Source organism: Rhodococcus sp. ARP2 (assembly GCF_001029585.1).
Lineage (GTDB): Bacteria > Actinomycetota > Actinomycetes > Mycobacteriales > Mycobacteriaceae > Rhodococcus_F > Rhodococcus_F erythropolis.
This window is the reverse complement of record NZ_LEKE01000008.1, coordinates 1-14,234: the sequence shown is the minus strand read 5'-3', so window position 1 is coordinate 14,234 and position 14,234 is coordinate 1. Positions and strand designations below refer to the sequence as shown.

At 63.2% G+C, this 14,234-nt stretch carries 11 protein-coding genes and 1 pseudogene; 4 read left to right on the top strand and 8 right to left on the bottom strand.

What is annotated here, in order from left to right; translation table 11 throughout:
• Positions 1-67: 67 nt before the first annotated feature.
• The 3 genes from ABX74_RS02135 to ABX74_RS02125 form a co-directional block, all read right to left on the bottom strand.
• A complete protein-coding gene (locus tag ABX74_RS02135) occupies positions 68-1,024 on the bottom strand; it encodes an ABC transporter permease (protein ID WP_019746259.1) in 957 nt (318 codons plus the stop codon).
• 92 nt (positions 1,025-1,116) lie between these two features.
• Complete coding sequence (locus tag ABX74_RS02130; protein WP_020968021.1) at positions 1,117-2,736, bottom strand: ABC transporter substrate-binding protein; 1,620 nt, start codon at positions 2,734-2,736, stop codon at positions 1,117-1,119.
• A 182-nt stretch (positions 2,737-2,918) separates the two neighbouring features.
• Positions 2,919-4,514, bottom strand: coding sequence for a Na+/H+ antiporter (locus ABX74_RS02125; RefSeq protein ID WP_020905652.1), 1,596 nt, complete (start codon positions 4,512-4,514; stop codon positions 2,919-2,921).
• 26 nt (positions 4,515-4,540) lie between these two features.
• Between ABX74_RS02125 and ABX74_RS02120 the strand changes: the two genes are divergently transcribed.
• A complete protein-coding gene (locus ABX74_RS02120) occupies positions 4,541-4,861 on the top strand; it encodes a UBP-type zinc finger domain-containing protein (RefSeq protein WP_019746256.1) in 321 nt (106 codons plus the stop codon).
• A gap of 292 nt (positions 4,862-5,153) precedes the next feature.
• Positions 5,154-7,466, top strand: coding sequence for a transketolase-like TK C-terminal-containing protein (locus tag ABX74_RS02115; protein WP_041814430.1), 2,313 nt, complete (start codon positions 5,154-5,156; stop codon positions 7,464-7,466).
• An 83-nt stretch (positions 7,467-7,549) separates the two neighbouring features.
• Here ABX74_RS02115 and ABX74_RS02110 read toward each other — a convergent pair whose 3' ends face one another.
• Complete coding sequence (locus ABX74_RS02110; RefSeq protein WP_020905650.1) at positions 7,550-9,169, bottom strand: ABC transporter substrate-binding protein; 1,620 nt, start codon at positions 9,167-9,169, stop codon at positions 7,550-7,552.
• A 361-nt stretch (positions 9,170-9,530) separates the two neighbouring features.
• Here ABX74_RS02110 and ABX74_RS02105 point away from each other — a divergent pair, with 361 nt between their 5' ends.
• Positions 9,531-10,433 (top strand): SDR family NAD(P)-dependent oxidoreductase, encoded by a 903-nt coding sequence (locus ABX74_RS02105; RefSeq protein ID WP_020905649.1) that lies wholly within the window; start codon positions 9,531-9,533, stop codon positions 10,431-10,433.
• 1 nt (position 10,434) lies between these two features.
• Here ABX74_RS02105 and ABX74_RS02100 read toward each other — a convergent pair whose 3' ends face one another.
• A complete protein-coding gene (locus ABX74_RS02100) occupies positions 10,435-11,160 on the bottom strand; it encodes a hypothetical protein (protein WP_029256845.1) in 726 nt (241 codons plus the stop codon).
• 150 nt (positions 11,161-11,310) lie between these two features.
• Entirely contained in the window at positions 11,311-12,183 is an 873-nt protein-coding gene (locus tag ABX74_RS02095) for a hypothetical protein (protein WP_020905647.1), read from the bottom strand.
• Positions 12,184-12,395: 212 nt separating this feature from the next.
• Here ABX74_RS02095 and ABX74_RS02090 point away from each other — a divergent pair, with 212 nt between their 5' ends.
• Positions 12,396-12,956, top strand: coding sequence for a DUF732 domain-containing protein (locus ABX74_RS02090; protein WP_041814425.1), 561 nt, complete (start codon positions 12,396-12,398; stop codon positions 12,954-12,956).
• Here the strand turns inward: ABX74_RS02090 and ABX74_RS02085 are convergent, their stop codons facing one another.
• Together ABX74_RS02085 and gltD are read right to left on the bottom strand one after the other, a co-directional pair.
• Complete coding sequence (locus tag ABX74_RS02085; protein ID WP_020905644.1) at positions 12,957-13,853, bottom strand: cutinase family protein; 897 nt, start codon at positions 13,851-13,853, stop codon at positions 12,957-12,959.
• Between the two features lie 184 nt (positions 13,854-14,037).
• A pseudogene (gene gltD / locus ABX74_RS02080) lies at positions 14,038-14,234 on the bottom strand (glutamate synthase); the annotation flags it as partial.

Genomic DNA, 14,234 nt, shown 5'->3' with positions numbered 1-14,234 from the left:
TGTCTGCTGCCGGTATGTCATCACCTCGGACGGGGCCGGCGACGGGGCCGCTCCGTCTGGCGTCACTTCAGACATGGACACGACGACTCCTCGGGTCAAGATAGGTGTACAGAACATCGATCGCACTGTTGACGAGGACGTAGATGACCGCGATCACGACCACCGCGCCAAGCAGCATCGGCGAATCACCTTGCTGCGCTGCGCGGACGATGAGCGTGCCCATTCCGGGCAACGAGAAGAGCGTCTCGACGATCACGGTGCTGCCGATCATGCCGCCGAGAGCCAGACCCATCATCGTGATGAGCGAGAACGACGACGGGCGAAGCGCGTCACTGAAAAGCACTCGCAGCGTGGGCATTCCCTTGGCCTTCGACGCGAGGATGTAATCCTCACGGAGCGTCGTCACCAGATCGGATCGAAGAACGCGAGTGAACATCGCCATCTCGAGGAGACTGATGGTGATCGCGGGAAGTATTGCGTGTGAGAGGTTTCCGGAGAGGCTGTCCCCGATGCGCACCCACTGTGATCGCGGGAACCAGCCGAGCCAGTTGACGGTGACCATGATCAGCAACAGACCGGCGAGGAAGCTCGGGACGGAAAGAACACCGAACGTCGCGGCGCTGATTACGCGGTCGATGACGCCGCCTTCGTGGTGCGCCGACCAGAGTGCGAGCGGCACGGCGACGACGAGTGCGATGACCAGACCCATCACGGCCAACTGAACGCTGACGGGCAGCGCCGAGCCGATCGCAGTCAGAACGTCCTGCTGCGGGGGAACAAGCGAATTACCGAGGTCGCCCTGGAGAGCGCTGGTCAACCAGTCCCAATAGCGAACCAGGAGTGGATCGTTGAGCCCGAGCTGCTGCCGAACTTCCTCGTACTCGGCGGGCGTTCGGCCTTCGCCGAGAACGGAGACAGCAGGATCGCCGGGGATCAGTGATGCCAGCACGAAGGTTCCGAAGCTGACGATCAGGATCACAATGACGAGCTGGCCCAATTTCTTACCTATTGCGCCGATGTTCATCGATTTCGTCTCCTTCGGACAGCGAGCTCGCAATACACAGCAGTTCCTCTGATTTCAGGTCTTGGTTCAAGCTCTCCAGGGCTTCAGGCTCTCTAGGACTTCCAAGCTCCGTCGAAGAGCACGATTCCGTCGAGGCTCTGCTCGAGACCGTGAACGTTCTGGTTCCAGACGTCGAGTGCGGCGACGTTGCCCCACACCTGCCACGGGACGGTCTCGTTGGCGCGTTCCTGAATCTGTGCCAGGACTGCCTTCTTGTCGTCGTCGGTGGTTGCGACGCCCAACTTGTCCAGGAGAGCGTCCATTTCGGCGTCGGAGTAGCCGGTCGCGTTGTTACGGCCGCCGGACTTGATACCCGTGTACAGACGCTCGTAGGGATCGGCCTCGGCGAGGCTCAGTGCTGCGGTGCTCATGTCGTAGTCGTGATCGGCATACATCCGCTTGACCAGATCACCTGCACCGGTGACGTATTCGATCTGAGCGTCGAATCCGACAGCGTTGAGCATTGCCTGGATGGCCAGAGCCGTTGCCTGGGCGGACGGTTCCTGGATGGAGAGGAAGGTGATCTTTCCGTCGTAGCCGTCGGCCTTGGCCTGATCGAGCAGTTCCTTCGCCTTGGCGGGATCGACGCCGATCGGTGCGACGTCGTTGTGCCAGCGCGAGGTGTCCTGGAAGATCTCCTGGCCGGGCAGTCCCTTGCCGTTGTTGACGCGGGTGTTGAGCGTCTCCGGATCGACGGCAAGCGCCATCGCCTGGCGGACACGAACATCCGAGCCCGGGCGACCCGGGGCCATGTTCACGTTGGCGATGTAACCGAGCGACGGGATGTCGACGAAGCCGGGGTAACCCGACTCGATCAGATCCAGGATCGGGGTGAGCGTACGCATGTACGCGGCGTCGATGCCGCCCGTCTTGAGGGCTTCAGCGGTGGGCTGAGCGCCGACGATGCTGATCAGCTTGAGCTTGTCGATGTTCGGTGCGCCGTCGTAGTAGTCGGGGCGAGCAGCCAAGAGCAGTTCCTCGTTGGGAGCGAACTTCTCGAGAGTGAACGCGCCGGCACCGATCGGGGTGAACTGGTCGCCCTGCTGGGCGCTCGGGGCGACGATCATGCCGGGTCCGGTAGCGAGCATCGACTGGATGCCCGTCCACGGATCAACGAGGTTGAAGACGACGGTCGTCGCGTCGGGGGTGTCGATCGAGGCAACCTTGGAAGCCCACAGGCTCGACTGCGGTCCCTTGTTGGTGACGTAGCGGTTGATACTGTCCGCCACTGCCTTGGAATCGAAAGCTGTTCCGTCGCTGAATTTCACACCGTCGCGGAGCTTCAGCGTCCAGGTCTTGCTGTCCGAACTCGCTTCGAGCGACTGGGCGAGCTTGGGCTCGAACTTCTGCCCGATGGGGTCGTAGCGCATGAGCACGTCGTAGATGGCGCTGAGCTCGCTGCCACCGGTGGCGCCGGCAACCTGAGCCTTCGCGGGATCGAGAGTCGTGACCGCCGAGTAGCCGCTGAACGTCAGCGTGCCGCCCTTGGTGGGAGTGCCGGGGTCGGCCTGCTCGTTGACCATGCCGATCTTCAGCGAGGAACCGGAATCAGCAGATTCGCCGCCGCCATTGCTCGAGCCGTTGTCGGCGCACGACGCCAGGAACATACTTGCGGTGATCGCCAGCGCAGCCGCAGCCAATCTGCGACTTCCGCGGCGGGAACTACGACTCATTCGAATGCCTCCAAGGCGGGGTAAGACCGTGACGTGATGTTGAACACGAAACAGTCTGTGACGGGAGGCACAGAAAATTGGATCGAGTCTCGCTCAGTGGAATCGGTTAAGTTGCAGGCCTCAACGGCCAGGTAAACCGACCCTGGCCAGCGATTACCCTCACCGGCATCAGACCAGCCGGTCTAGTCCCGGTCGAGCGTGGCTTCCTCGAGATCGAGCTCTCGAAGTACCTTGCGAAGAACCTCGTCGTCGATCCGGCCGGCATCGCGCTCGGCGATGAACACACCTCGCTCGGCATCGATCATCTCGAGGCGCAACGAGCGGAAGGCGTTCGACGGGCTCTCCCCCAGATCCTCGTCGCTGCGTCCCAGTCGCTCCCACGCCGAGTTCGCGCGGTGGGTGTTCCAGCTTCGCAAGATGTCTGCGGCGCGATTGCGGACCTGAGGGACGTCGTCGGCGTCTGCTCCGACCAATTCGTCCAGGCGCGCCGCAGCAGCGCGTGCAGCCTTGTCCTGAGCCGCCGCCTCGGCGCGTGCGTCGGACTGCTCCTCGTCTCCTTGCACACCGAGGACACGGATGACCCACGGCAACGTCAGGCCGTGCAGCAGCAGCGTGCCGACCACGACGACAAACGTCAGGAACAGGATCAGCGAACGGCCCGGGAAGTCTTCACCACTGTTGACCGTCAACGGAATGGCGAAGGCAGCAGCCAGCGACACGACCCCTCGCATACCGGCCCACGACACGACGAACACTGCCCGCGCCGAAATCTCCGGCTCCCTCGCTCGGATACGGGGCGACAGCCAACGCGGTACGTACGTGAACGGGAACACCCAGGCGATCCGCACCACCACGACGGTCACGAGCACGGCAATCGACGCCCAGACGACGATCGAGGTGCTGTACCCCTGCAATCCGTTGACAACACTGGGCAATTGGAGCCCGATCAACAGGAAGACGAAGGACTCCAGGATCAGGTCGACGGCCTTCCACACTGCCGTGTCCTGCAAGCGCGTCGCATAACTCGCGCGCGTGGAGCGCTGGCCGAGGAACAATCCGGCTACGACGACCGCGATGACGCCCGACGCGTGGACCTCTTCTGCAGCCAGGTAGGTGAAGAACGGCACCACCAATCCGATTCCACTCTCCATCACCGGATCCTGCAGTTTGCCGCGAACCTTCGAGATGACAAAGCCCACCGCGAGGCCGATCACCGTTCCACCGACCGCTGCGACGAGGAAGGTCTCGAAGCCGCCGATCAGTGTCGCACCGGTACCCACCGCCGCGGCGAGAGCAACCTTGTAGGCCGTCAGAGCGGTGGCGTCGTTGAGCAGGCTCTCCCCGCCCAGCAGGGTCATGATTCGGCGCGGCAGACCGAGCTTGCGTCCGATTGCGCTCGCGGACACCGCGTCCGGCGGCGCCACGATGGCGCCGAGAACCAGTGCGGCCGCAATCGAGAACTCCGGCACGATCAGGTAGGCGACAAAGCCCACCGCTGCCGTCGTCGCCAGGGGAAGCCCCACTGCGAGAAATCCGATCGGACGCAGATTGGACCGCAGTGCCAGGTATGAACTGTCCAGCGCCGCCGAGTACAGAAGTGGAGGCAACACGACGAACAGGACGAGGTCCGGATCGAGCTCCAACTCCGGAACACCGGGTATCTGGCAGGCGATCAAACCGACCAGGACAAGGATCAGCGGCGAAGACAATCCGAACCTTCGCGCGACCGCCGCCACCAGCAACGCCGCTACTACAACCCCCAGTAATATGCCGTTCACTCTGGCAGCATGCAGTATGGAAGGCGATGAAGAAAATCCTGAAGCGAGCAGCAGCTCGGACACAGCAGCCCGCACCCGCTCCGACCGGTTGCGAGGAACTAACCAATGCGCCCGAAACGGACCCGGCGGCGCTGACGCCCGGCGTCTGCCAGGAGTGCGCCGAGTTGGGCGAGGATAACTGGTCTCACCTGCGCATGTGCCTGTCCTGCGGCCACGTCGGGTGCTGCGATTCCAGCCCCCATCAGCACGCGACCAACCACTACCGCGACACCGCGCACCCGGTCATGCGCTCGCACGAGCCCGGCGAATCCTGGCGCTGGTGCTACGTTCACGATCTGATGGATTGAGCGCGCACGACTCGCAGTGTGCTGCGCATAGTGCCCACCTCGCACGGCGCACAGGCCTCGGTGTTGCGCACATTGCTCAATCCACTGGGTAGCTATTGCCCAATCTGTATGCCGATGATGGACTTTGACGCAGAATCTGCACAACAGATCGACAGGTGCGGCTGGACTTTGCCGCGCCGAACGGTTCGGCCTCAGGAAGTCCTGCCAAACATCACAACCACATCGTCGGCCCCATGATCTGGGGTACAGGCGGTGCGGCGATCGATGTCAACTATCGAAGGCAGGACCGGCCGTGAACAGCCCCAGCATCAACCAGAACGCTCCCGAGCCACTGGCGGAGATCGAGAAGCGCGTTCTGTGGTTGTCGACCGCGATGATCCATCACGCCAACCGTGTCCGTCCGAATCCCAGTGGGCTCAAAGTCGGCGGCCACCAGGCCTCGTGCGCGTCGATGGTCTCGATCATGACGTCGCTGTGGTTCGGCCAACTTCGTTCCGGCGACCGGGTTTCCGTCAAGCCGCACGCGGCTCCTGTGCTCCACGGCATCAACTATCTGCTCGGTGAACTCGACGAGTCGTACCTGACAACGCTGCGCGAGTTCGGGGGCCTGCAGAGCTACCCGAGTCGATCAAAAGATCCTGATCCGGTGGACTATTCGACCGGATCGGTGGGAATCGGTGCGACGGCTCCCATCTGGGGCGCGATCGCACGCCGATACGTCGACGCCTCCCTCAGCGGCGCCGGAACCGGGCGTCAGTACTCCCTTGTCGGTGACGCCGAACTCGACGAGGGCGCTGTGTGGGAAGCAGTTCTCGATCATTCGGTCGCCGAACTGGGTGAGATCGTGTGGATCGTCGACCTCAACCGCCAATCACTCGACCGGGTGGTGCCGAACATCGCGGCCACCCGCCTGGAGCGCATGTTCTCGGGCGCCGGCTGGCAGGTCATCACCGTGAAATTCGGCGCGCTCCTGGAATCACTGTTCACCCGGCCGGGCGGCACCGCGTTGCGCGAACGAATCCTGGACATGCCGAATCCGGAGTATCAGCGTCTGCTGCGATGCACGGCCGACGAGGTCCGTCTGAGGCTGCCTGGCGACGCGGCGGACGCCGACGCGATCACGTCGCTGATCAACGACCTCGACGACGCCACGGTGCTCGAGGCCATCCGCAATCTCGGTGGACACGACCTCGACGCTCTGCGAGAGGCGTACGCGCAGATCGACGACACCCGTCCCACCGTGATCATCGCGTACACGATCAAGGGCCGGGGCCTGCCGACGCAGGGCCATCCGCAGAACCACTCGTCGCTGCTCACCACCGAGCAGTACGAGATTCTGGCGGCGGAACTCGGCATGGATCCGTCGAAGCCCTGGGAACGGTTCGAGGCGGACGGCCCGTCTGGCCGCATCTGCGCCGAAACCGCTGAGCGCCTGGCTCGCCCGAAGGTGGAGCATCTGATGCCCCCGGCAGTTCCGAAAGACATCGGCCGTACCCCCTCCGGCACATCCACCACTCAGGCAGCTCTCGGTCGGGTGCTACTCGATCTCAGCCGAGAGGCGCCGGACGCCGCGAAACGTGTTGTCACACTGAGCCCGGACGTCAGTTCCACCACCAACCTGGCAGGGTGGCTGAACAAGGTCGGGGTCTGGTCCCCCAACGAGCGGCACAACTGGTTTGCCGACGACGCCGAAACGATCATGCACTGGCGTGAGAAGCCCACCGGTCAGCACATGGAACTCGGTATCGCCGAGACCAACCTGGTCGGACTGATGGGAGAACTCGGTGCAACCTGGAGTCGCTGGGGCCAGCCGCTCTTCCCCATCGGCGTGATGTACGACCCCTTCATCGAGCGGGCTCTCGAACCGTGGTCGTACGGCATCTACGCCGGTGGACAGTCGATCATGGTCGGCACTCCGTCGGGCGTCACCCTGGCAGCCGAAGGCGGTGCGCACCAGTCGATCAAGACCCCGTCCATCGGACTCGAACAGCCGGGATGCGTCAGTTTCGAACCGGCATTCGCCGTCGACGTGGAGTGGACGCTCCTCGACAGCATCGGACGCCTCGGCCGACCAGACGGCAGCTCGTCGTATCTGCGTCTGTCGACCCGTCCGGTCGATCAGGCCTTGGCCGCGGTGCCGGCCGATCCGGCTGCGCGAGAACGCCGTCGACGTCAGGTGGTGGCCGGCGCGTACACGCTGCGGCACAACCCTGATCCGGCCATCACCCTGGTCGGCATGGGTGCCACCGTCACCGAAACACTTGTCGCAGCTGAAAGACTGGGCGAGCAAGGCATTTCCGCCGACGTCGTGTGCGTGACCAGCCCCGGATTGCTCTTCGAAGCGCTCCAGGCTCGGCGCGGTCTCGCGGACGGTCCGTCGTGGATCCTGGATCAGGTCTTTCCGAGTAGCCGGTCAGCGCCGATGGTGACCGTTCTCGACGGGCACCCGCACACCCTCGCGTTCCTGACGGGAATCAACAATGTCCCGGGTGCTGCGCTCGGAGTGAGCCGGTTCGGTCAGGTCGGTTCACTCGAAGACGTCTACCGGTACCACGGCCTCGACTCCGACAGCATCGTTCGCGCCGCCCTCGATCTCACTTCTTGATCGGCCACACTCTCTGATGCCGAGAAGCGTCCCCGCGGGGACGCTTCTCGGGTCTGATCAGTTCTTCAGTTCTTCAGAGGCCTTCAGTTCTTCCAGGCCTTGTCGAAGAACATGATTCCGTCCAGGCTCTGCTGAATGCCGTGGACGTTCTGCCCCCACACACCGAGCCACGGGGTGTTGCCGTAAACCTGCCACGGCACAACCTCATTGGCGCGCTCCTGGATCTTGGCGAGCACCTCGATCTTCGCGTCGTTCGACGTCGCTACACCCAGCTGGTCGAGCAGCGTGTCCATCTCGGGGTCGGAGAAACTCGCGGCGTTGTTTCGCCCACCGGTCTTGAGGTTCGAGTACAGACGCTCGAACGGATCGGCTTCCGCGAGGTTGGCGGAACCTGTTGCCATGTCGAAGTCGCGGTCGGCGTACAAACGCTTGACGACGTCGGCAACCGAGTTGACGTACTCGATCTGGAAATCGAAACCGACGGCGTTGGCCATCGACTGCAACGCCAGAGCCATCGCCTGCGCCGAGTTCTCCTGCAGCGTCAGGTATGTGATCTTGCCGTCGAAACCGTCGGCCTTGGCCTCGTCGAGAAGCTGCTTCGCCTTGGCGGTGTCTACGCCGATCGGAGCGACGTCGTTGTGCCAGCGAGAGGTGTCCTGGAAGATGACCTGCCCGGGCAGACCCTTACCTTCGTTGAGTCGGTTGTCGAGAGCGACGGGATCGGTCGCGAGCGCCAATGCCTGACGCACCCGCACGTCGGCACCGGGACGACCGGGAGCCGTGTTGACGAGCGAGAGGTACGACAGCGACGGGATGTCGACGAAGCCCGGGTAGCCGGAGTCGATCAGATCCAGGACGTTCGGAAGTGAACGCATGTACGCGACGTCGGTGCCGCCGCTCTTGAGCGATTCGGTGGTGGACTGTGAACCGACGATGCTGATCAACCGCAGCTTGTCCACGTTCGGGGCACCGTCGAAGTAGTCTTCCCGAGCGTCGAGGATCAATTCCTCGTTGGGAGCGAACTTCTCGAGGGTGAACGCGCCCGCGCCGATCGGGGTGAACTGATCGCCCTGCTGGGCGCTCGGCGCGACGATCATGCCGGGTCCGGTGGAGAGCAGTGACTCGATACCGGTCCACGGGTCGACAAGATTGAAGACGACCGTCGACGCGTCCGGGGTGTCGACCGACGCAACCTTCGACGCGTACAGGCTCGACTGCGGCCCCTTGTTGGTGACGTAGCGATTGAGGCTCGCCGAAACGGCCGCCGAATCCACCGGAGTCCCGTCGCTGAACTTCACACCGTCGCGCAGTTCGAGGGTCCACGTCTTGAAATCGGAACTCGGTTCCATCGACTCCGCGAGTTTCGGAACAAATTCCTTCGACGCCGGGTCGTAGCGCAGCAAGGTGTCGTAGATGGCGCCCAACTCCGAACCGGCGACCGAACCGGCGATCTGAGTCTTCGCGGGGTCGAGATTCGTGACAGCGGAGTACCCGCTGAACGTGAGCGTGCCGCCCTTGACCGCGTCACCCTCGCCGGACTGCTCGTTGACCGGGCCGATGGACAACCCCGAACCGGAATCCGGTGCGTCGCCGCTCCCACCCCCGTTCCCGCTGTCAGCGCACGACGAGACGAACAGGCCGGCGGAGACAGCCAGCGCGACGGCGGCAACCTTGCGGTGACCGCGCCGAGAACTGCGACTCATTCAAAACCTCCAGGTCAGAAACTGTGATGTGAAGCATTGTCGAGACAGTTTGTGACGTAAGGCACAGGGATTAGTTGCAGGTCCCGCTCAGTGGAATGTAGCGAGAAGATTGTTCAGTTTTCGAGCGACATTTGCAGGTCAGGCCGTTAGCGAAGGTCAGGAATTCATTCCGATTCGAGTGTCCTCAACGGGTGAACCGCCGGAGCGCCGTCGAGGAGTGGGCAGCCGCGGCCAGTGCAGCCTGCAGATGTGCGGACTCTAACGACTCGTACGACACGAAGCTCCCTCATCGGATACCTTTCGCAGAGGGGAAGTCAGCTAGAGACACACGCCGCAAACGTACACACGAAAAGGGCAACCAATGGGGCTACTGAAGGACGTCACCGGCTGGCGACGCGGCACGAAGTTGCAGCGTCGACTACGCGACCTCACCGGCACGCTCGTAGTTGTCACCGGTGCAGGCAGCGGTATCGGGCGTGAAACGGCCCTCGCCTTCGCGGCCCAGGGAGCTATCGTCGTCGTCTCCGACATCAACCTCGAAAGCGCGCAGGACACTGCGGCACTCATCAACACACCCACTCAGGCCAGCGGAGCCGAAGCAGTGTTCGGTGGCGGTTCGCACGCCTACCAGGTCGACGTGTCCGACGAACAGGCCGTGATTCGATTCGCGGAGACAGTCGCGGCGCATCACGGCGTGCCGGACATCGTCGTCAACAACGCTGGAATCGGGTTCTCCGGGACATTCGCCGACACCGAGCAGCGCCAGTTCGAGCGCGTCATGGACATCAACTTCTGGGGAGTTGTCTACGGCTGCCGGGCATTCACCCCGATGATGATCGACCGGGGAACCGGCGGACACGTCGTCAACCTGTCTTCGGCCGCCGCCTACACACCCCAGAAAGCACTCACCGCGTATTCGACAAGCAAGGCAGCGGTATTCATGCTCTCGGATTGCCTACGGGCGGAGCTGCTTCCACACGGCATCGGCGTCAGCACCATCTGCCCCGGCCTCGTGCACACGAACATCCTCAAGACCACCGAGTTCGCCGGGACCACCGCCGAGGAACAACTCGAAAATCAGACCAAGGCCGACAACTTCTACCGCAAGCGCAACTTCACCCCCGACCGGGTGGCCAGTGCCATCGTGAAAGCAGTTCGCACGAACAAGGCCGTGGTGCCCGTGACCGTCGAAGCCAAGCTCGGACGCACGATCAGCCGGTTGTCTCCCGGGTCGATGCGCGTCGGAGCTCGGTTCGAGATCTAGGTCAGCTTCCGAAACTCAGGCTGCCCGTGAAACCCTGCTGCACATCGGCTTCCGAGCGGGGAAGAACCTCGTAGGTGCTGGCGTACTGGCCGCTGAAGCCGGTGACGGTGATCGGGCGTCCGACTGCAATGGCGTCGACGTCGATTCCGGTCTGGGTGTTGACGAAGATGACGGTGTTTCCGTCGACGCCGGACACCAGGATCTTGTGACCGTACGGCAGATCGTCGACGACGGGTCCGCTCACGATTCCGGACACCGTCACGAGACGACCTTCGCTGCCCTCACCGATTGCATTGAGGGGCAATCGCGCCGGGCTGATCTGAGTGGTCGTGCCGATTACCTCGACGGCAGTCGGGCGGACGACGAGCAGGCCTTCCTGATCCGCGAGGACTCCGGTGACCTGAACCTGATCGCCGAGAGCAATCCCGGAGTTGTTCGGATCGCTGATGTAAATGCCCGAATTGCCGCTCTGGAGACCAAAGCCCTTGTCGTAGAAGCTGGATTCGAACACTCCGGACGGCGTAGTCGCGGTTCCCACGACGGTGACCGTCGTTCCGATGGCCTGCGCACGGGCTGCCGCGATGGAGTCCGCGGACACCTCACCGACAACTGCTGCCGGCTCCGCCGTTGCTGCGGTGCCGACAAACATGGTGGCCGCGGCTGCAACTGCCAGCGCCGTCACACCCCGACGCAGGACCGGACCGGCAAGAACGCTGTCTCGAAACATGTTTGAGGACTCCCCTGTGATTTCGTGGCCGCGCAGGTCCTCCTGATGGAGTGCCGCCTTCGCCCACCCTGAGGCACAGGTTATTACAGGTCGGACGCCGCAGCGGTGGTGACATTCCGTCACCACCGCTGCGTCTAGGCTTCCGAGTTTTCAGGAACCGGAGCTTCCGGACGAACCGCTCGAGCCACTGGAACCGCTGGATCCTGTTCCGCCACCGAGATCATCGAGAGGATCGCTACCGGTGAGCCCGCCCGGGTACAGGTAGGCGTCGGAGATCGTGCTGAGCGAGGTTCCGGACGTGGCCGGTACCTTTGCTCGCCAGTTGACGATCGGATTCAGCACTCCGAACGGTCCGCAACCACTGGCAGCGGGCAGCGCGAAGCCGGTGGCCTCGTTCCCGACCGGGCTCACCTTCAGCGCAGTCGACGGAAGCACCGTGTAGGTCGGTACCACCGACGGGTCAGGCGCGAGACGAAGATTCACCGGCGCCGCCTCGGAACCCAGGTAGCAGTTGTCACCGAGGAACGCGTTGTTGATCTTCATCCGCACCGGGATGCTCAGATCCATGTCGGTGATGATGCCGTTGAGGGTCGGCGCAGCCGTCGCCTCCACCTCGGCGGTGACGGCAGCCAGGCCGAACAGATTGCCGAACGGCAGATCGATTCCGAGAACTCCACCCGGAACTGTCAACGGCTTGGAGTAGACACCGTTGTGTCCGTCGTCGCGCGGGAGAAGAACGGTGGACTCACCTTCACCGGAGCCGGCCTCGGCGGCAATGATCATGTCGCCTTTTCCGATCGGAAGGTTGAAGCCGTTGTTGTCGAAGGTTCCGCTCTGAACCACAACCGACACACAGGATTCGGCAGTAGCCGGACACACTGCGGCGCCCGGTACCGAATTGTCGACCGGGTCCTGAGCCGAGGCCATCGGCGCTGCAAAAGCCAGCACTGCACCTGCGGTACCTGCAATAACGGCCACGCGCGTGCCGAGACGTCTGTTGCCGTTCTTGTGAGATTTCTGCACTGATTTCTCCCTGCCGTTTATGTGATGGGGGACGAAACTCGGAGTCATTGCTTGTGTTTCGACCGCCGCCGACAAGGTCTTGCGGTGTGCTCCTACTCACAAGTAACAACTGAACAGATGTATATCACAGGACTTCGACTTAAAAACAGGGCAAAAGGGAGTTTCCTTAAAACGGACAAACTAAGCGGTACGGTGTGTAACACTCACGGGTGATGAACACGAACAGACTGGTCCTCTGCGTCGCGGCAGCGGGCCTACTCCTCAGCGGCTGCAGCAGCCAATCCGAGAGCAACGCAGCGGAATCCACATCTGCTGCCACCAGCACGTCGATCGCGGCAACGTCGAGTTCAGCTGCCCCCGAGTCACTGTCGGCGCTGGCGACCAGCCCACCCGCCGCAACTCCGGAAGCCGCGCCGAGCGTCGTCGAATCGACGCCCCCACCGGTAACGCTGCCGGTAGCGCCACAGGTAGCGCCACCGGCGAACGCACCGATCGACGCACGCTCACCGGACGAGATCGTCGCGAACGCAGGCGAGAAGGGACAGCGGTACATCGCTGCACTACGTCTGGCCGGGATCCCGCCCGCCGGAATGGATTCCGCCGAGATCCTCTACGCGGACGGCACCTGCAAGGCTCTGGCCGACGGCATGCCGCGGTCCGAGGTGCTGGCGGAGTTCAACTCCGTCGGCGAGGTGTACTCACAGATCACGCCGATGTCTTCGCAGCGGATCGCCGAGATCTACGTCGACACCGCGGAGCAGACGTACTGCTGATCAGGCTTTGCCGGCCAACCAGTTGTGCAGCCAGGATGTGGCCGAATTGCCTGCGCCGTCAACAACGTAACGCGTGTAGTCGGTGTGAACCTGCGAGCCGTAGAAGGCGACCAGTTGATCGACGCGCCGCGAGTTCGCGCCTGGATCGAGCTGAGCCATCAGTGCGGGGAGTCCGCCTGCAGTGACCAGATCGTTGACGATCACGGCGGCCTCGTCGCGCAGCGAGAGAGCGTTTGCCGGAGTGGGGTCGGAAACCTGAGCCATGAACCCGGCCAGACGCATCACGAAATCGTCCTTGGGCGTCGAGCAGTACAGATCACCGACGGCGCACAGCGTCACCGTTTTGCCTGACAGCCAACCGAATCCACCGATGCGAGCGCCGCTGGCTCCGTTGCCTCCGACAGCGGGTCCGATCAGGACGTCTGACTCGGAGCGGCGGGGATCGGACAGGAGGCCGACACCCTCGACGCGAGTCGGGGGGACAACGCCGATGCCGGTTCCGATCTCGGCTGCGAGATCGCCTGCCGCGTCGGCGCCCTGGCTGTATCCGACGATCGCGAAGCGAGTGTCACCGCACGAGGCGGCCATCGCGGCGATCATGCCGCGGGCGTTGTCGACTGCCTGCTGCTTCGACTTGGCGTAGACGTTGGACTCCCACGGGAAGGCCGTTGCCGAGTACGTGACGTAATCCGTGCGTACGGAACCGGGAAGGCCGTTGGTGACCGGGGCAAGCATGCCGGCACCGGGAGAAGTACCCGAAGGCTCCCAGGTTCCCGGAATGGCCACGACGTACAGACCGGGGCAGGGATCAGCCGACGCCACGGGAGAACTGACAACCGGTACCACCACTGCCGCAGCTAGTGCCGACAACACCGCAACGAGACGCCTCGCACGCATGAAACTCCCCTGATTTAACTTAAGCAACCCATACACCACTATCGATGCTCCGGAATCATACTGTCTGGGCGTTGTGTCTGTCCGATGCACGATTGATGAAGGTTTGTTACAGATCGTGCGAACTGCTTGCAGAAACAAAGCCGCACCCCACCGAATGCGATGGGGTGCGGCTTTGTAAGAGCCTCTAGCGCTGCGGAGCCGCTGTCGGGTGGATCGGTGACGGAAGGGCGGTGACACCCTCGAGGTAGGTGTCCACAGCGGCTGCTGCGGAACGTCCCTCGGCGATGGCCCAGACGATCAGGGACTGACCGCGGCCCATGTCACCGGCCACGAACACGCCGTCGACGTTGGTGTTCCACTTCGACGTGCGGGCGACGTTGC

Coding starts and splice junctions, on each gene's coding strand:
- ABX74_RS02130 (WP_020968021.1), bottom strand. CDS start 2,736: ATGAGTCGTAGTTCCCGCCGCGGAAGTCGCAGATTGGCTGCGGCTGCG.
- ABX74_RS02105 (WP_020905649.1), top strand. CDS start 9,531: ATGGGGCTACTGAAGGACGTCACCGGCTGGCGACGCGGCACGAAGTTG.
- ABX74_RS02090 (WP_041814425.1), top strand. CDS start 12,396: ATGAACACGAACAGACTGGTCCTCTGCGTCGCGGCAGCGGGCCTACTC.
- ABX74_RS02085 (WP_020905644.1), bottom strand. CDS start 13,853: ATGCGTGCGAGGCGTCTCGTTGCGGTGTTGTCGGCACTAGCTGCGGCA.
- ABX74_RS02100 (WP_029256845.1), bottom strand. CDS start 11,160: ATGTTTCGAGACAGCGTTCTTGCCGGTCCGGTCCTGCGTCGGGGTGTG.
- ABX74_RS02135 (WP_019746259.1), bottom strand. CDS start 1,024: ATGAACATCGGCGCAATAGGTAAGAAATTGGGCCAGCTCGTCATTGTG.
- ABX74_RS02110 (WP_020905650.1), bottom strand. CDS start 9,169: ATGAGTCGCAGTTCTCGGCGCGGTCACCGCAAGGTTGCCGCCGTCGCG.
- ABX74_RS02120 (WP_019746256.1), top strand. CDS start 4,541: ATGAAGAAAATCCTGAAGCGAGCAGCAGCTCGGACACAGCAGCCCGCA.